General features: G+C 40.5%; 17 protein-coding genes and 1 riboswitch. Of the genes, 13 read left to right on the top strand and 4 right to left on the bottom strand.

Annotated elements, in window-relative coordinates; translation table 11 throughout:
- The first annotated feature begins 294 nt into the window (after positions 1 to 294).
- From comGA to JOC74_RS05535, 10 genes are all read left to right on the top strand, one after another.
- Positions 295 to 1,365: a competence type IV pilus ATPase ComGA gene (comGA, locus tag JOC74_RS05580; protein WP_053603369.1), complete on the top strand. Its 1,071-nt coding sequence runs from the start codon at positions 295 to 297 to the stop codon at positions 1,363 to 1,365.
- Positions 1,352 to 2,389: a competence type IV pilus assembly protein ComGB gene (comGB, locus tag JOC74_RS05575; RefSeq protein ID WP_053603368.1), complete on the top strand. Its 1,038-nt coding sequence runs from the start codon at positions 1,352 to 1,354 to the stop codon at positions 2,387 to 2,389. Before comGA ends, comGB begins: the two co-directional genes overlap by 14 nt.
- 13 nt (positions 2,390 to 2,402) lie before the next feature.
- Positions 2,403 to 2,702, top strand: a complete 300-nt coding sequence (gene comGC, locus JOC74_RS05570) for a competence type IV pilus major pilin ComGC (RefSeq protein ID WP_053603367.1) — start codon at positions 2,403 to 2,405, stop codon at positions 2,700 to 2,702.
- Positions 2,695 to 3,138, top strand: a complete 444-nt coding sequence (gene comGD, locus JOC74_RS05565) for a competence type IV pilus minor pilin ComGD (RefSeq protein WP_211086070.1) — start codon at positions 2,695 to 2,697, stop codon at positions 3,136 to 3,138. Before comGC ends, comGD begins: the two co-directional genes overlap by 8 nt.
- Positions 3,119 to 3,469 carry a competence type IV pilus minor pilin ComGE gene (gene comGE, locus JOC74_RS05560; RefSeq protein WP_053603365.1) on the top strand — a complete coding sequence of 117 codons (351 nt, stop codon included), beginning with the start codon at positions 3,119 to 3,121 and terminating at the stop codon, positions 3,467 to 3,469. Before comGD ends, comGE begins: the two co-directional genes overlap by 20 nt.
- The gene (comGF, locus tag JOC74_RS05555; protein WP_211086069.1) at positions 3,378 to 3,881 is read left to right on the top strand and encodes a competence type IV pilus minor pilin ComGF; all 504 of its coding nucleotides are present in this window, start codon (positions 3,378 to 3,380) and stop codon (positions 3,879 to 3,881) included. The genes comGE and comGF overlap by 92 nt, the downstream gene beginning before the upstream one ends.
- Entirely contained in the window at positions 3,878 to 4,246 is a 369-nt protein-coding gene (gene comGG, locus JOC74_RS05550) for a competence type IV pilus minor pilin ComGG (RefSeq protein ID WP_053603363.1), read from the top strand. Before comGF ends, comGG begins: the two co-directional genes overlap by 4 nt.
- Positions 4,247 to 4,309: 63 nt before the next feature.
- On the top strand, positions 4,310 to 4,492 hold the full coding sequence (locus JOC74_RS05545) for a YqzE family protein (protein WP_053603362.1): 183 nt from the start codon (positions 4,310 to 4,312) through the stop codon (positions 4,490 to 4,492).
- A gap of 137 nt (positions 4,493 to 4,629) precedes the next feature.
- On the top strand, positions 4,630 to 4,830 hold the full coding sequence (locus JOC74_RS05540; protein ID WP_098945300.1) for a helix-turn-helix transcriptional regulator: 201 nt from the start codon (positions 4,630 to 4,632) through the stop codon (positions 4,828 to 4,830).
- A 1-nt stretch (position 4,831) separates the two neighbouring features.
- Positions 4,832 to 5,317, top strand: coding sequence for a DUF2178 domain-containing protein (locus tag JOC74_RS05535; protein ID WP_053603360.1), 486 nt, complete (start codon positions 4,832 to 4,834; stop codon positions 5,315 to 5,317).
- 31 nt (positions 5,318 to 5,348) lie between these two features.
- On the opposite strand, the gene JOC74_RS05530 is transcribed toward JOC74_RS05535, so the two are convergent.
- The 4 genes from JOC74_RS05530 to JOC74_RS05515 form a co-directional block, all read right to left on the bottom strand.
- A complete protein-coding gene (locus JOC74_RS05530; protein ID WP_053603359.1) occupies positions 5,349 to 5,678 on the bottom strand; it encodes a DUF3889 domain-containing protein in 330 nt (109 codons plus the stop codon).
- A 210-nt stretch (positions 5,679 to 5,888) separates the two neighbouring features.
- Positions 5,889 to 6,218 (bottom strand): transcriptional regulator SinR, encoded by a 330-nt coding sequence (sinR, locus tag JOC74_RS05525; protein ID WP_098945299.1) that lies wholly within the window; start codon positions 6,216 to 6,218, stop codon positions 5,889 to 5,891.
- A 108-nt stretch (positions 6,219 to 6,326) separates the two neighbouring features.
- Complete coding sequence (locus JOC74_RS05520) at positions 6,327 to 7,115, bottom strand: YqhG family protein (RefSeq protein WP_053603357.1); 789 nt, start codon at positions 7,113 to 7,115, stop codon at positions 6,327 to 6,329.
- Between the two features lie 29 nt (positions 7,116 to 7,144).
- Entirely contained in the window at positions 7,145 to 8,794 is a 1,650-nt protein-coding gene (locus tag JOC74_RS05515) for a DEAD/DEAH box helicase (RefSeq protein ID WP_053603356.1), read from the bottom strand.
- 234 nt (positions 8,795 to 9,028) lie between these two features.
- Positions 9,029 to 9,125, top strand: a riboswitch (glycine riboswitch).
- Between the two features lie 175 nt (positions 9,126 to 9,300).
- On the opposite strand from JOC74_RS05515, the gene gcvT reads away from it, so the two are divergent.
- The 3 genes from gcvT to gcvPB are packed head-to-tail and all read left to right on the top strand — an operon-like array spanning position 9,301 to position 13,217.
- Entirely contained in the window at positions 9,301 to 10,395 is a 1,095-nt protein-coding gene (gcvT, locus tag JOC74_RS05510) for a glycine cleavage system aminomethyltransferase GcvT (protein WP_053603355.1), read from the top strand.
- Between the two features lie 18 nt (positions 10,396 to 10,413).
- Positions 10,414 to 11,757, top strand: coding sequence for an aminomethyl-transferring glycine dehydrogenase subunit GcvPA (gene gcvPA / locus JOC74_RS05505; protein ID WP_053603354.1), 1,344 nt, complete (start codon positions 10,414 to 10,416; stop codon positions 11,755 to 11,757).
- Positions 11,754 to 13,217: an aminomethyl-transferring glycine dehydrogenase subunit GcvPB gene (gene gcvPB / locus JOC74_RS05500; protein ID WP_053603353.1), complete on the top strand. Its 1,464-nt coding sequence runs from the start codon at positions 11,754 to 11,756 to the stop codon at positions 13,215 to 13,217. Before gcvPA ends, gcvPB begins: the two co-directional genes overlap by 4 nt.
- Positions 13,218 to 13,314: the final 97 nt, after the last annotated feature.

Genomic DNA, 13,314 nt, shown 5'->3' with positions numbered 1-13,314 from the left:
GAATGATTCGGACGATTCTTATGATTATTGGCGCCATTGTCGTAATTGGGGCGATCATTAATTTCTTGTTTTAACATATAACAGACGACGGAGAGAGGATGGGGATATGACCCATCCTCTTTTTTGTCGTGAATAGAAAATGATTTTTTGATTGGATACGCTGTGTCGGTTTTGCTAAAGCAGACATTTTACCACACGAGATTTCTTATTATTTGGCTGGAAATTGATGATTTTTTGATTTGATGGAAAACCTCTGTTGGATTACACTGCTCTCATAGAAAGGAGGCAGTGCTTTTGTATGAAATTGAAACGTTAAGTGATCGCTTAATTGATGAAGCGTGCAAGCTGCGAGCTTCAGATATTCACATCGTGCCGAGGGAAAAGGATGCGGTAGTTCATTATCGAATCGATGATGACTTAATTCGCATGAAAAAGATGAAACGAGAGGAGAGCCATCGGCTGATCTCCCATTTCAAGTTCCTTGCTTCTATGGATATTGGTGAAAGAAGGAAGCCCCAAAATGGCTCGTTATCTGTAAAAAGGGAGGATGCGTCGGTTCATTTACGGCTCTCGACTTTGCCTACTGTCTATGATGAGAGTCTGGTTATACGCGTACTTCCTCAAGAACGGATACCGCCTCTCAATAAGCTGTCTTTGTTTTCTTCTTCGACCGCTAAAATTTTATCATTATTAAATCATTCTCATGGACTATTTTTATTTACCGGTCCGACAGGCTCTGGGAAATCGACGACCCTTTACTCATTAATCCGTTACGCGAAAGAGAATTTCAACCGGAATATTATTACACTTGAGGATCCTGTAGAAACGAAAAGTGAGGATATTCTGCAGGTACAGGTAAATGAAAAGGCGGGAATTACCTATGCTTCCGGGTTAAAAGCGATTCTGAGACACGATCCAGATATGATTATTCTCGGCGAAATCAGAGACGCTGAAACGGCGAAGATAGCAATACGTGCGGCTCTAACCGGTCATCTTGTCCTCAGTACAATGCATACAAAAGACGCAAAGGGTGCCATCTACAGGCTGCTTGAATTCGGAATTAAGCTGTCGGAAATTGAACAAACCTTAATCGCCGTTGCCGCACAGCGCCTGGTTGATTTACGTTGTCCATATTGTACAGAGAAGCCGTGCTCTGTTTATTGTAAGCTTTTAAGAAATACGAGAAGGGCAAGCGTATATGAGCTTTTGTATGGGAAAAGCCTCAGTTTATGTATGAAAGAAGCGCAGGGGGAGCATGCAGTCCATCACTACGTCACTTTAAAAAGGCTGATGCAAAAGGGTGTTGCTCTCGGCTATCTGACTGATAAAACGTACTTTCGCTGGGTGCTTCATGAAGTGGAATAATAGTAAGTGGTCAATCAACGAGCAGGCTTTTTTCTTAAAACGAACAGGGGAAATGATTGAAAAGGGATACACTTTATTAGAAGCATTATCGTTTATCTACCTGCAATTGAACCCGCATCAGCAAAAGCACATTGACGAAGGCATTAAACAGCTAACGACAGGTGACCCGTTTTACAAGGTTCTAGAGACAATTGGATTTCAAAGAGATGTCATCAGCATTCATTATTTTGCCGAGCAGCACGGAAATTTATCATTTGCGTTAAAACAAAGCGGAGACCTTCTATATCGAAGGGTATCTCAAGCTGAGAAATTTAAGAGAGTGGCAAAATACCCGTTGTTTCTTATTTTTGTCGTGGCGATCATGTTATACATCATCCAAGCAGTTATTGTTCCCCAGTTTTCAAGCATCTATCAATCCATGAATTTGGACGCATCATTTGGAATTACATTTCTATTTGCATTTTTTAGCAGCTTAAAGTATGTATTACTTCTTTTTACGATTCTGATCGCATATTGTGTGGTCTATTATTTTTTTGTCTTTCGTCATCGAACACCATCGGCAAAAATGGCCCTTCTCATTAAGTTTCCTTTTTGGGGAAATCAAATCCTTCTGCTTAATAGCTATTTTTTCTCGCTCCAGCTTAGCAACTTACTGAAATCGGGATTATCTATTTATGACAGCCTTAAAGCGTTCCGGGATCAATCATTTTTGCCTTTTTATCAGGAAGAAGCTGAAACGTTTATTCAAAGATTAAAGCATGGAGAAGATATCGGCCAATTGCTAAAAGATCATCCGTACTATGAAAAAGACCTCTCAAAAGTAGTTAAGCATGGCCAAATCAATGGCCAGCTTGATCGTGAGTTATTCACCTACAGCCAATTTTTACTCGAGCGGCTGGAAAGGAAAGCGGAAAAATGGTCCAGTATTCTTCAGCCCGCTATTTACGGATTTGTCGGATTCATGATTGTTGTTGTTTATTTGTCAATGCTTTTGCCAATGTATCACATGATGAATGAATTATAAGGTGGTGAAAGAAATGAACGAAAAAGGATTTACATTGATTGAAATGCTGATAGTACTTCTAATTATTTCGATCTTGCTTCTTATCACAATCCCAAACGTGACAAAGCATAACCAAAGTATACAAACAAAGGGCTGCGAAGGACTTGTGAATATGGTTCAAGCACAGGTAACTGCATTTCAGATGGATCATGACGGAAAAATTCCAACGATAGTAGAATTACAGCAAGACCAGTATGTAAAGGAAGGAACCGCTTGTCCGAACGGCAAAAATTTAACGATTGATAACAGTTCCGGGGAAGTAAATGTTGAATAAGGAAAGTGGTTTTACGCTGTTAGAAAGCTTAACCGTTCTTGCTATTGCTACGATCATGTTAACTGTTGTTTTTGCCGTAATGCCTCCCACTCTTCAAAAGCAGGCTGACATGCAATTTGTAGAGCAATTTATACGTGATCTTCACCACGCACAACAGTATGCAATTACGACAGGTGAGCGGGTCAGGGTGATATTTGATCATCAAAACAAAAGCTACGCAGTCCGCCCGCTGAATTTGGAATTAAAAAGTGTAATGACTCGGAGCTACAACGCGACAATCAAAATTGAAGAAACGACACTGACAAAAAATTTGATCTTCACAAGCAGCGGGTCCGCGAATGCAAGCGGGAAGATTGTGATCCGGACGAAAGAGAGTGTGTATGAAATCACCATCTACATTGGCGAGGGAAAAATGAATGTTCAAAAAATCGAATAAAGGGTTTTCTACAATTGAAACGGTGTCAGCATTTAGTATTTGGGCCATGATGACTTGCTTGCTGCTTCCTTTTCTTCATCAAATTACAATACAGAGGGAAGTGAACCAACAAAAAGAGCAAAGCTATCATTTATTAAATGCTGAGCTGAATCATTATATGTTTACCGGGGAAAAACGCAAGAAAGTCTTTGTCCTCGGAAATGAGACATATGTAATTGATTGGAGGGATGAAGAGAATTTTGAACAGGCTTGCATTAGGCGGGAAGGCGGATCTGAAAAAGACAAGCATTGCTTATCCATTTACAAAACAGAATGGTTATACTCTTCTTAATGTCCTTCTGTCACTTTCACTTTTCATTTTTATGTCGGGATCCTTTGGTACACTCCTTCACTATTTGATGACAAAAGAGGGGAATGAGGCCATTTACCAGCATGAATGGACCAATACGGTGGAGCAAATGCTTTTAGAAATCAAGCAAGGGGGAAATGTCAGAGTCATAAATGCAGGGCGGGGGATTGAGTTTGAAACTCAACAAGGGCAAACGATTCGTTATGAAAAATATCAACAAGTGCTGAGAAAAAGAGTTGATCTTAAAGGACATGTTCTCGTTCTTCAGCATGTAGCAGATGTCGCATTTTCGTTAGCTGATGGACAAGTGAGCATGAAAGTTATAAGCAGCAACCAAATAGTATATGAAGCATCTTTTCCAATTTATCAATCCTTCGGAGGGGATAAACCTTGAAATCTTCTTCGGGATATATCTATCCTTCAACACTTTTTCTATCACTTATTTGTCTAACGGTCATAGGTCATAGCTCTTGCGCATTCATTTCCGAGCTAGAAGCTTCAAAACTGACTCGCGATTTTTATTTCCGCCAAAATCTTCTTCAAAATGGAGCTCTAATAGCCATTCACAGCATAACAAACGGCGATGGATTGGTAATGACGCATCAATTTGAGCACGGATCAGTCCAAATCAGTATCACACAAGAAAAGGATATGTCTCACGTACAGCTCTCTGCTTTCTCTGAAAGCGGCTATACGTCATCGGCTTCTTTTTTATTTGATACAAACGAACGAAAAATCATTCAATGGAAAGAGCCTTGATGAATAAATTGCTTTCATTTCGTCGACACTCATACTAGAAAAACTGGTATTCGAGGTGCGCCAATGAAAACGAATGATTACGTGAAATATATGACAGAGCAGCTTGTGAAATATATGGACATGCCCGAAAACGAAAGAAAAGAATGGAGACAGGAACGAAAAAGTCCAAAACCTCCGAGGTCAGTCAGATGGTTTGGTATGTTCCCAATCGCGATCAAAATGTTTTTTCAAAGAAATAAACAGTGAAAAACCTTTTCCTAAACAGGAAGAGGTTTTTTTGATAAGGAAGGTCAGTTATACATAATGTTAAATTGACTTTACAAAAAGTGGAGTATAATATACAATGTTGGTAATCATTAGGAAAGGTGATTGGTTTATGAATGATTAATAATAAGGTAAAAGAGCTCCGTGCAAGATTTGATTTGTCGCAGGAAAAATTGGCAAATCGGGTAGGGGTGACGAGACAGACGATTGCTGCATTAGAAAAGGGTGACTATATTCCATCCTTGCTGTTAGGTCTGAAAATTTGTAAGGAATTTGAGTTGAAAATGGAAGACGTTTTTTGGTTAGAGGAGGAGAAATAAATTGCGTATCATAACAAAATTAATTATTAATCTCGTGTTGGGGGTATTGGCTTGCTGGGCGTTTATTGAACTGTATGATAGTTATTCTGAATTTTCGAAAATAATTGAACATGAAAATGGGAGTGAAAACGCACTTTTAAACGGATTTGAAATTACGATTAATATCATTCCACTTGCGCTTCTGATTCTTGCCGTGATTATTTATGGCCTAATTTTCCTGAAGAAAGAGGGGTCTATGAAAAGGTTATTTAGGCTGACCCCTAATGAATTCGAAGAACAGGATGAGAGAGAGAAAATGATAACAGCTAAGTCCTGCAGAAAAGCATATATTGTCATGTCAATATCCTTACCAATTGCTGGAGGTCTACTAAGTATGTATCCGCTAGTGCAGCATTTCATTCCTTATTTTCCTATTATTCTTATTTTTCTTTTATTCGCAATCTTACATATCACTTATACCGTTACTTATCGGAAACAACTTAAATAAATTCATTAATAAAGGCTCCTTCGCAAAAGCTTTAGGAGCCTGATTTATATTCTTCGACAACGACAACTTTATTTACTTTTGTCGAATAGGGTTCGTAGGAAATCGTTACGAATACACCTGTTTTTTTATTTTCTTCCATTAAAGTTAGATGATATTGAATGACAGCTTCGTCTTCCCTTTTTCTGTCCCAGATTTTATGCTTTGCAACAACCTGGGCAAGCGGATAACGCTTCTTAACTTCCTTTACTGCTAGGGTTTCCCACTTCGATTGATTGGCTGCTGAAGCTTTTTCAACTGCGAGTGCGGGGGTGGCGATGTTGATTGCGACAATACAAATCAACAGGGCTTTCACAATTTTCATGTCATACCCATCCTTTCCCCCCTAGTTTTGCCATTTTCATTTTTGATATACAGGGTTAGCAAATATTTTCATGAAAGGAAGAGGTGCGGGTGTCCAGAGAGTAAACAAAAGCATGCCCACTCTCTATGTGCAAGGAACCCATGTCATCACCTTATGTATGTGTTAGGATCTAGAATTTTTCAGAAAAGTGATTTTTGAAAAAGGATTATTTTAATTTTGCGCTTTTTTCCACTTTTGAAAATCAAGAAATTCTCGAAATTCTTTTTTTGACACACCAGATGCCATTGCATCTTGAACTAATTTTTCCCATTCGCTATCTAATTGACCAGTGTATTCGGATTCATCATTTTCATGAAGTAAAGTATGAACCGACACGTCAAGGACAGCTGAGATTTTTTCAAGGAATTGTATAGAGGGATTTGTTTGTAAGTTTCGTTCGATGGAACTAAGATATGATTTTGCAACTCCTGCTTTTTCGGCTAATTCAGAGAGTGAGTATCCCTTTTCTTTACGAAACTGTTTTATTCGCTGGCCAATCAATGTCATCACCTTCCTTCCGATATTATAGCACATCATTCATGACTTTTTGTTTGAAAAAACATATGATGAATTCTTCTTTTAATAATCCGATTTCATCTGATGGCTGAATTAGATGACATGTTTTAAATAAAACAATCCGCCGCTTTCGATTTTTATTACAATTTTTGGCTCGTAAAGGGATTGCAGCGCCTGTTTTTCAATCTCATATTCTTGCGGTTTTTCAAGAATCTCTTCATAAAATTTTTCTAAAAGTGCAAGGTCGTAATTCCATCGTTCAATAGAGGCGAGAGCCCAATCGTTTGGTTCGGTTCTTGCATAGCTCTCAATAAATTTTTCCAGCCTTTTTATAGCGCTTTCGAGTTTGATAATCGGAGATACCGAGTAGCAAAAATCGGATATATGGGTTGTAAAGGAATGCTTATTGATTTTCTCTTGAAACGATTCAATGATTGTTCCGCTGATTAAATGCAATCCTAATGACAATAATTTATCTTTTTTTAAATCCGATTGGTATGAAATTGTAACGTTTACTCCCAACCATGGATGAAGGGGAACTTGTTGGCCATTCGAATTTATCTCTTCATACAATCGGATAAATTTCCCGTTTTTTTTAACAGATTGAAACATTTGAAATAAACGGGGAGAGCCGAAATGAATAAACTCCCCGTCAATCCCTTCAGGAGCCTTATCGTAGTCGGTAATAAACGTAAGGTGCATTGGTTTTGCTTCTCCTCCCGTTTTTTCAAGCCAATGCCAGTAAAATGGCCGATTCATGATTTCTTTGTCCACTTCGTTCGTAAGCTGAACACTGAGGTGTCCGTTGCTTTTCTCGGTGATGGTACAAAGGTTGGCTTCAAAAAAACTGAGTAGAAAGCTGTGGATTTCTTGTTGGTTCAATTTTATATTTCCTCCTTAGCACGATTCTGCTAATTGACTTGATTGGAAATCGTTTCTTGTAGCTGGTTGATTTTCAACCGCATTTCTTCGTCTGATTTGGCAGTATAAAGGATATTGTGTATATCCTCTTCGAATGAATTGGAATCAAGCCTCGCTAAAATATCATCCAGTTCGCCTACAACCTTCTCGAACAGATGTATTTTTTCATAAAGCAGCTTTAATATATGTTCTTCAATTGTGTTTTTTGTCGCCATATTATAGATTTGTACGTCTCTCGTTTGACCGAATCGGTGTATCCTTCCGATTCTTTGTTCAAGCCGCATTGGATTCCAAGGCAGATCGTAGTTAATGATGGAGCTGCAGAATTGAAGGTTGATTCCCTCTCCTCCTGCTTCTGTCGCTATTAATACCTGAACCTTATTCCGAAAAAGCTCCTTCATCCAATCTTTTTTCCCTCGTTTAAACCCTCCTCGGAATGGAACAGAGCTGATGCCGTTTTGCTGTAAGAACCACTGCAGATAAATTTGTGAGGCACGATATTCAGTGAAAATGACAACTTTATCATTTATTTTCTTTATTAGCTCGACAACCTCGATTGCTTTTGAGTTTTGCGTCACTTGGTTAATTTGTTCCATCAATCGTTCAATGGCATCCATGTGAATGGCAGGGGTTTGCTTCTCCTGATTGTCGATCATTTTCTTTAATGTCATATAAACGGCTTCCCTGCTGGAACAGCATTCTCGTTCCAGTGTCATAATAGAGAAAGCGCTTGAAGCTTCTTCTTTGTTCCTTCTGAGCTCTGTGATTTCCTTATATAACGCTTCTTCGGTTGGCGATAAAGTAACCGAAATCGTTTTAACCAGCCTTTTTGTCCAATCGACACCCGTATTTTGGCGCCTGTTGCGAATCATCACTTTATTGACTAAATTTTTCAAATGATCCTGCTCTTCTATTGATAATTTCTGCTTTGAATAAGCTTCGCTAAATACTGTTTCATTCCCCAGATGTCCCGGTTTTAACAAGGAAACAAGGTTGAAAATCTCTTCAATTTTATTTTGAATCGGGGTGGCAGTTAGCAATAGGCAATATTTTTTCTTTAGCGTCCGGACAAATTCATAGTTTTTCGTTTTGTTGTTTTTCAGTTTGTGAGCTTCATCAATAATCACTAGATCATAAGGAAGCGATAAAACAATTTCTTTGTGAGGCGAACGCTTGGCTGTGTCGATAGAAGAAACGACGACATCACATTGCTCCCATACGTAGCTCTTTTTCTGTTCAACTGCCGGGATTAAAAATTTTTCCCGAAGCTCCTTTACCCATTGGGAAACCAGAGACGCAGGAACAAGGATGAGGATTTTTTTTGCCAGGCCCCTGATCATGTATTCCTTCATTATCAAGCCGGCTTCAACCGTTTTTCCCAGACCGACCTCATCTGCAAGAATGGCTTTTCCATTCATTTTTTCTACGACCTTTTGCGCAACCTCCAGCTGATGGGGAAGAGGTGTGAAATCAGGGAGAAATTTAGGGGCGAGCAAACCTTCAAATGAGGGAATCGCAAGCCTTTCTTGTACTTCATAAGATAGCTTATATAAGCTCCAAGGCGACCAGGGCCCGTCATTTTTTAGATGAGTCAGAAATTGTTCTTGCCAATCCTGCTCTGTTTGTATTTGAGGATTCATAGACAGCAGACCACCTTTTTTGCAAACTGAATGTTCCTAAATTAATCTATTTTAATAAAATATTACGAAATGAAACAAGAAGATTGTTCGAAAAGCGAACATTTGAAAGTTGTATTGAATAAAATGTTAACCATTTTCTATTGCCCAAATCTTTTTATGATGTTAGGATATTGATAGTACGTATCAACAACAATTTACATACAGTATGTCCATCAAAACAAAAAATATGAGCGGATGATAGCAAGAGGAGAGACTTTGTGGATCCAATCCCGGGCGCCGAAGGAGCAAACAAATTTGTGAATCTCTCAGGCAAAAGAACTCTTGCTTGACGCAACTCTGGAGAGAGTTTGGCATGATGGTATGGCAAACCACCAAAGAGGAAAGCTTTGATTAAGGCAAAGTAAACTTTCAGGTGCAAGGACAGAGAACCCTTTTATGTTTCATGGGGTTTTTCTGTCCTTTTTTCGTGCAATTGAAACTGATTAAAATCTAAAGGGGGAAACCATGTGCTAAAAAGAACTCCATTATTCGATTTGTATAAGGATTACGGCGGAAAAACGATTGATTTCGGAGGCTGGGAGCTTCCAGTCCAATTTTCTTCAATAAAAGGAGAGCATGAAGCGGTCCGGTCAAAGGCTGGGTTATTTGACGTCTCGCATATGGGTGAAGTCGAAGTTAGGGGTGAGGACAGCCTTGAATTTTTGCAGCGGCTTCTTACTAATGACGTGTCATTACTCAAAGAGGGGCAGGCTCTTTACAGCGCTATGTGCTACGAAGACGGCGGGACAGTCGATGATCTCCTTGTCTACAAAAGGAATGAAAATCTTTATCTCGTAGTGATCAATGCTTCAAATATTGAAAAAGATATCGCTTGGATGGAAAAGCATCAAACAGGCGATGTGAGTTTGATTAATCGTTCAGACGAGATCTGCCTGCTTGCGATTCAAGGTCCGCTTGCAGCCGGTATCCTTCAAAAGGTAACAGATGAGAACCTATCGCAGTTGAAACCTTTTTATTTTAAAGAGGACGTAAGCATTGGAAGCGAAAAGGCACTCGTATCAAGAACAGGCTATACCGGAGAAGACGGCTTTGAAATTTATTGTGAGAGCGGGTCGGCTAAAGAGATTTGGACGCTTTTGCTTGAAGCCGGAAAGCAAGATGGTCTCATCCCATGCGGATTGGGAGCAAGAGATACGCTGCGCTTTGAAGCGAGACTTCCTCTTTACGGACAGGAACTAACAAAGGATATCACTCCGATTGAAGCGGGAATAGGTTTTGCCGTTAAAACGGGGAAAGAGTCAGACTTTTTCGGAAAGTCTGTGTTGGCTGATCAGAAAGAGAACGGTGTGCAGAGAAAAATGGTGGGGCTTGAAATGATTGAAAAAGGTATCCCGCGCCACGGTTATCAAGTGTTCGTTCAAGGTGAATTGGTTGGAGAAGTAACGACTGGAACACAATCGCCAACCTTGAAAAAAAACATCGGGCTTGCTTTAATCGCGAAGGAGCATAGCGAGCCAGGCACGATTGTTGATGTACAAGTTCGATCAAGAGTTTTAAAAGCAAAGGTTGTAAAAACGCCTTTTTATAAACGCCAAAAATAAATTGAAAGGAATGAGGATATGAAGCATCGTTATTTACCAGCAACAGATCAAGACAAAAAAGACATGCTTGATGCGATTGGCGCTCTAAGTGTGGATGATTTATTTTCAGATATCCCCGAAAAAGTAAGGTTCAATCGAGAGTACAACATAAAAAAAGCAAAATCCGAAACAGAACTTACGAGAGAGCTAGCAAAGCTCGCAGCAAAAAATGCGGATACAACAACGTACGCCTCCTTTCTTGGAGCAGGTGTTTATGATCATTATGCCCCTGTGATCGTTGACCATGTCATTTCCAGGTCCGAGTTCTATACAGCTTATACTCCGTATCAACCGGAAATTTCTCAAGGAGAGCTTCAAGCAATTTTTGAATTTCAAACAATGATTTGTGAGTTAACCGGCATGGACATTAGTAATTCGTCAATGTATGACGGAGGGACTTCTTTTGCAGAGGCAGCGATGCTTGCTGCCGGCCATACAAAGAAGAAGAAAATTGTCGTTTCTGAAACGGTTCATCCGGAATCAAGAGATGTGTTAACAACATATGCGAATGGCCAGTACTTGGAGGTAGTCGTCATTCCTGAAAAAAATGGAGTAACCGACCTTGAGGCGCTTGAAGAAGCCGTATGTGATGAAACAGCAGCGGTTCTCGTCCAATATCCGAATTTTTACGGACAAATCGAGCCGTTAAAGGCAATCGAAAAAATTGCGCATAAAGGAAAAGGGCTGTTCGTCGTTTCATCTAATCCGCTGGCGCTTGGAATTTTAACGCCGCCTGGACACTTTGGCGCTGATATCGTCGTAGGTGATGCCCAGCCGTTTGGCATTCCTGCTGCGTTTGGCGGACCGCATTGCGGATATTTTGCAGTGACCAAAAAGTTAATGAGAAAGGTTCCCGGCCGGTTAGTGGGGCAGACAACCGATGAAAATGGAAAACGAGGATTCGTCTTAACCTTGCAAGCGAGAGAACAGCATATTCGCCGGGACAAAGCTACCTCTAATATTTGTTCGAATCAGGCGCTGAATGCACTTGCAGCTTCTGTAGCAATGACAGCATTGGGCAAAGAAGGAGTAAAAGAAATCGCTTGGCAAAACATTCAAAAAGCAAACTATGCAAAACAGAAAGCCATTTCTCTCGGGCTTGAGGTTTTGTATGATGGGCCAATATTTAATGAATTTGTAATTAAATTGAATGTTTCTGTGAAGAAAGCAAATCAGCGTCTTTTGGAAAAAGAGATTATCGGCGGGTTTGATCTTGGAAAAGTGGATGCAAAGCTCGAAAACCATATGCTGGTTGCTGTAACAGAGCTCCGGACAAAGGATGAAATTGATCTATTTTTGCAGGAATTGGGGGAAATCAAGTGACTAACCAAGACCAATCGTTAATATTTGAAGTATCAAAACCCGGGAGAATCGGCTATAGCCTGCCTGAATTTGATATTCCCGAAGCAAGCCTATCTGAGCTTGTGGGAGAAGATTATATTCGAGAAGAGCCTGCTGGTCTGCCTGAAGTTTCAGAGCTGGATATTATGAGGCATTATACCGCCCTTTCGAAGCGAAATCACGGCGTGGATTCCGGCTTTTATCCGTTAGGATCGTGCACGATGAAATACAATCCGAAAATCAATGAGAAAATTGCCCGTATTCCCGGCTTTTCATCCATCCATCCGTTACAGGACGAAGAAACCGTTCAAGGTGCAATGGAGCTGATGTATGATCTAAGCGAGCACCTCGAAGAAATTACTGGTATGGACGAAGTAACGCTTCAGCCTGCAGCAGGAGCCCACGGCGAGTGGACCGGGCTGATGATGATCCGCGCTTATCATGAAGCGAGAGGAGACGTGAAGCGGACGAAGGTTATCGTGCCGGATTCCGCACACGGAACGAATCCCGCTTCAGCAACTGTTGCCGGCTTTGAAACAATCACTGTTAAATCCAATGAGCAAGGACTTGTCGATCTGGAGCATTTGAAGCAGGTCGTAAACGAAGAAACTGCAGCGCTCATGCTTACAAATCCAAACACACTCGGCCTGTTTGAAGAAAACATTTTGGAAATGGCTGCGATTGTTCACGAAGCAGGCGGAAAGCTTTATTATGACGGAGCGAACCTTAACGCTGTATTAAGCCAGGCGAGACCAGGGGATATGGGTTTTGACGTTGTTCATCTGAATTTGCATAAAACCTTTACCGGACCGCATGGCGGAGGCGGCCCTGGATCAGGTCCAGTCGGAGTGAAAAAAGACTTCATTCCGTATTTGCCAAAACCTGTGTTAGTCAAAAAAGAGGATCGATATACGTTTGATTATGATCGACCGGAAGCGATCGGAAGAGTGAAGCCGTTCTACGGAAATTTCGGCATTAACGTGAGAGCTTATACGTATATACGTTCCATGGGTCCAGACGGCTTAAAAGAAGTAACTGAAAATGCCGTCCTAAATGCAAATTACATGATGCGCCGCCTGGCACCGTATTACGATTTGCCATTTGATAAGCATTGCAAGCATGAATTCGTCTTGTCAGGAAAACGTCAGAAAAAGTTGGGCGTTCGTACACTCGATATCGCGAAACGTCTTCTAGACTTCGGCTACCATCCGCCAACGATTTATTTTCCGCTTAATGTGGAAGAGTGCATCATGGTTGAACCGACGGAAACAGAGTCCAAGGAAACGCTCGATTCCTTTATTGACGCCATGATTCAAATCGCCAAAGAAGCGGAAGAAAATCCGGAAATTGTCCAAGAAGCCCCCCACACTACGATCGTGAAACGAATGGATGAAACAATGGCTGCGAGAAAACCTGTGTTGAGGTACGTGAAGGAATCGTGATTACATGAAAAATAGACCCTCCTTCGGGGGTCTATTTTATATTGCTTTGGGACTATTAAGTTTGATCCTGTGAATATTTGATTAGAATAATACATTT

It is taken from the genome of Bacillus capparidis (assembly GCF_017832095.1).
In the GTDB taxonomy this organism is placed as follows: domain Bacteria; phylum Bacillota; class Bacilli; order Bacillales; family Bacillaceae; genus Bacillus; species Bacillus gobiensis.
This window is presented reverse-complemented; position numbering and strand designations above follow the sequence as displayed.

Bases quoted from the DNA above. Each gene is read 5' to 3' on its own strand.
- JOC74_RS05515 (WP_053603356.1), bottom strand. From the start codon at position 8,794: ATGAATCCTCAAATACAAACAGAGCAGGATTGGCAAGAACAATTTCTG.
- comGE (WP_053603365.1), top strand. From the start codon at position 3,119: ATGTTCAAAAAATCGAATAAAGGGTTTTCTACAATTGAAACGGTGTCA.
- JOC74_RS05530 (WP_053603359.1), bottom strand. From the start codon at position 5,678: ATGAAAATTGTGAAAGCCCTGTTGATTTGTATTGTCGCAATCAACATC.
- comGC (WP_053603367.1), top strand. From the start codon at position 2,403: ATGAACGAAAAAGGATTTACATTGATTGAAATGCTGATAGTACTTCTA.
- gcvPA (WP_053603354.1), top strand. From the start codon at position 10,414: ATGAAGCATCGTTATTTACCAGCAACAGATCAAGACAAAAAAGACATG.
- comGB (WP_053603368.1), top strand. From the start codon at position 1,352: ATGAAGTGGAATAATAGTAAGTGGTCAATCAACGAGCAGGCTTTTTTC.
- JOC74_RS05545 (WP_053603362.1), top strand. From the start codon at position 4,310: ATGAAAACGAATGATTACGTGAAATATATGACAGAGCAGCTTGTGAAA.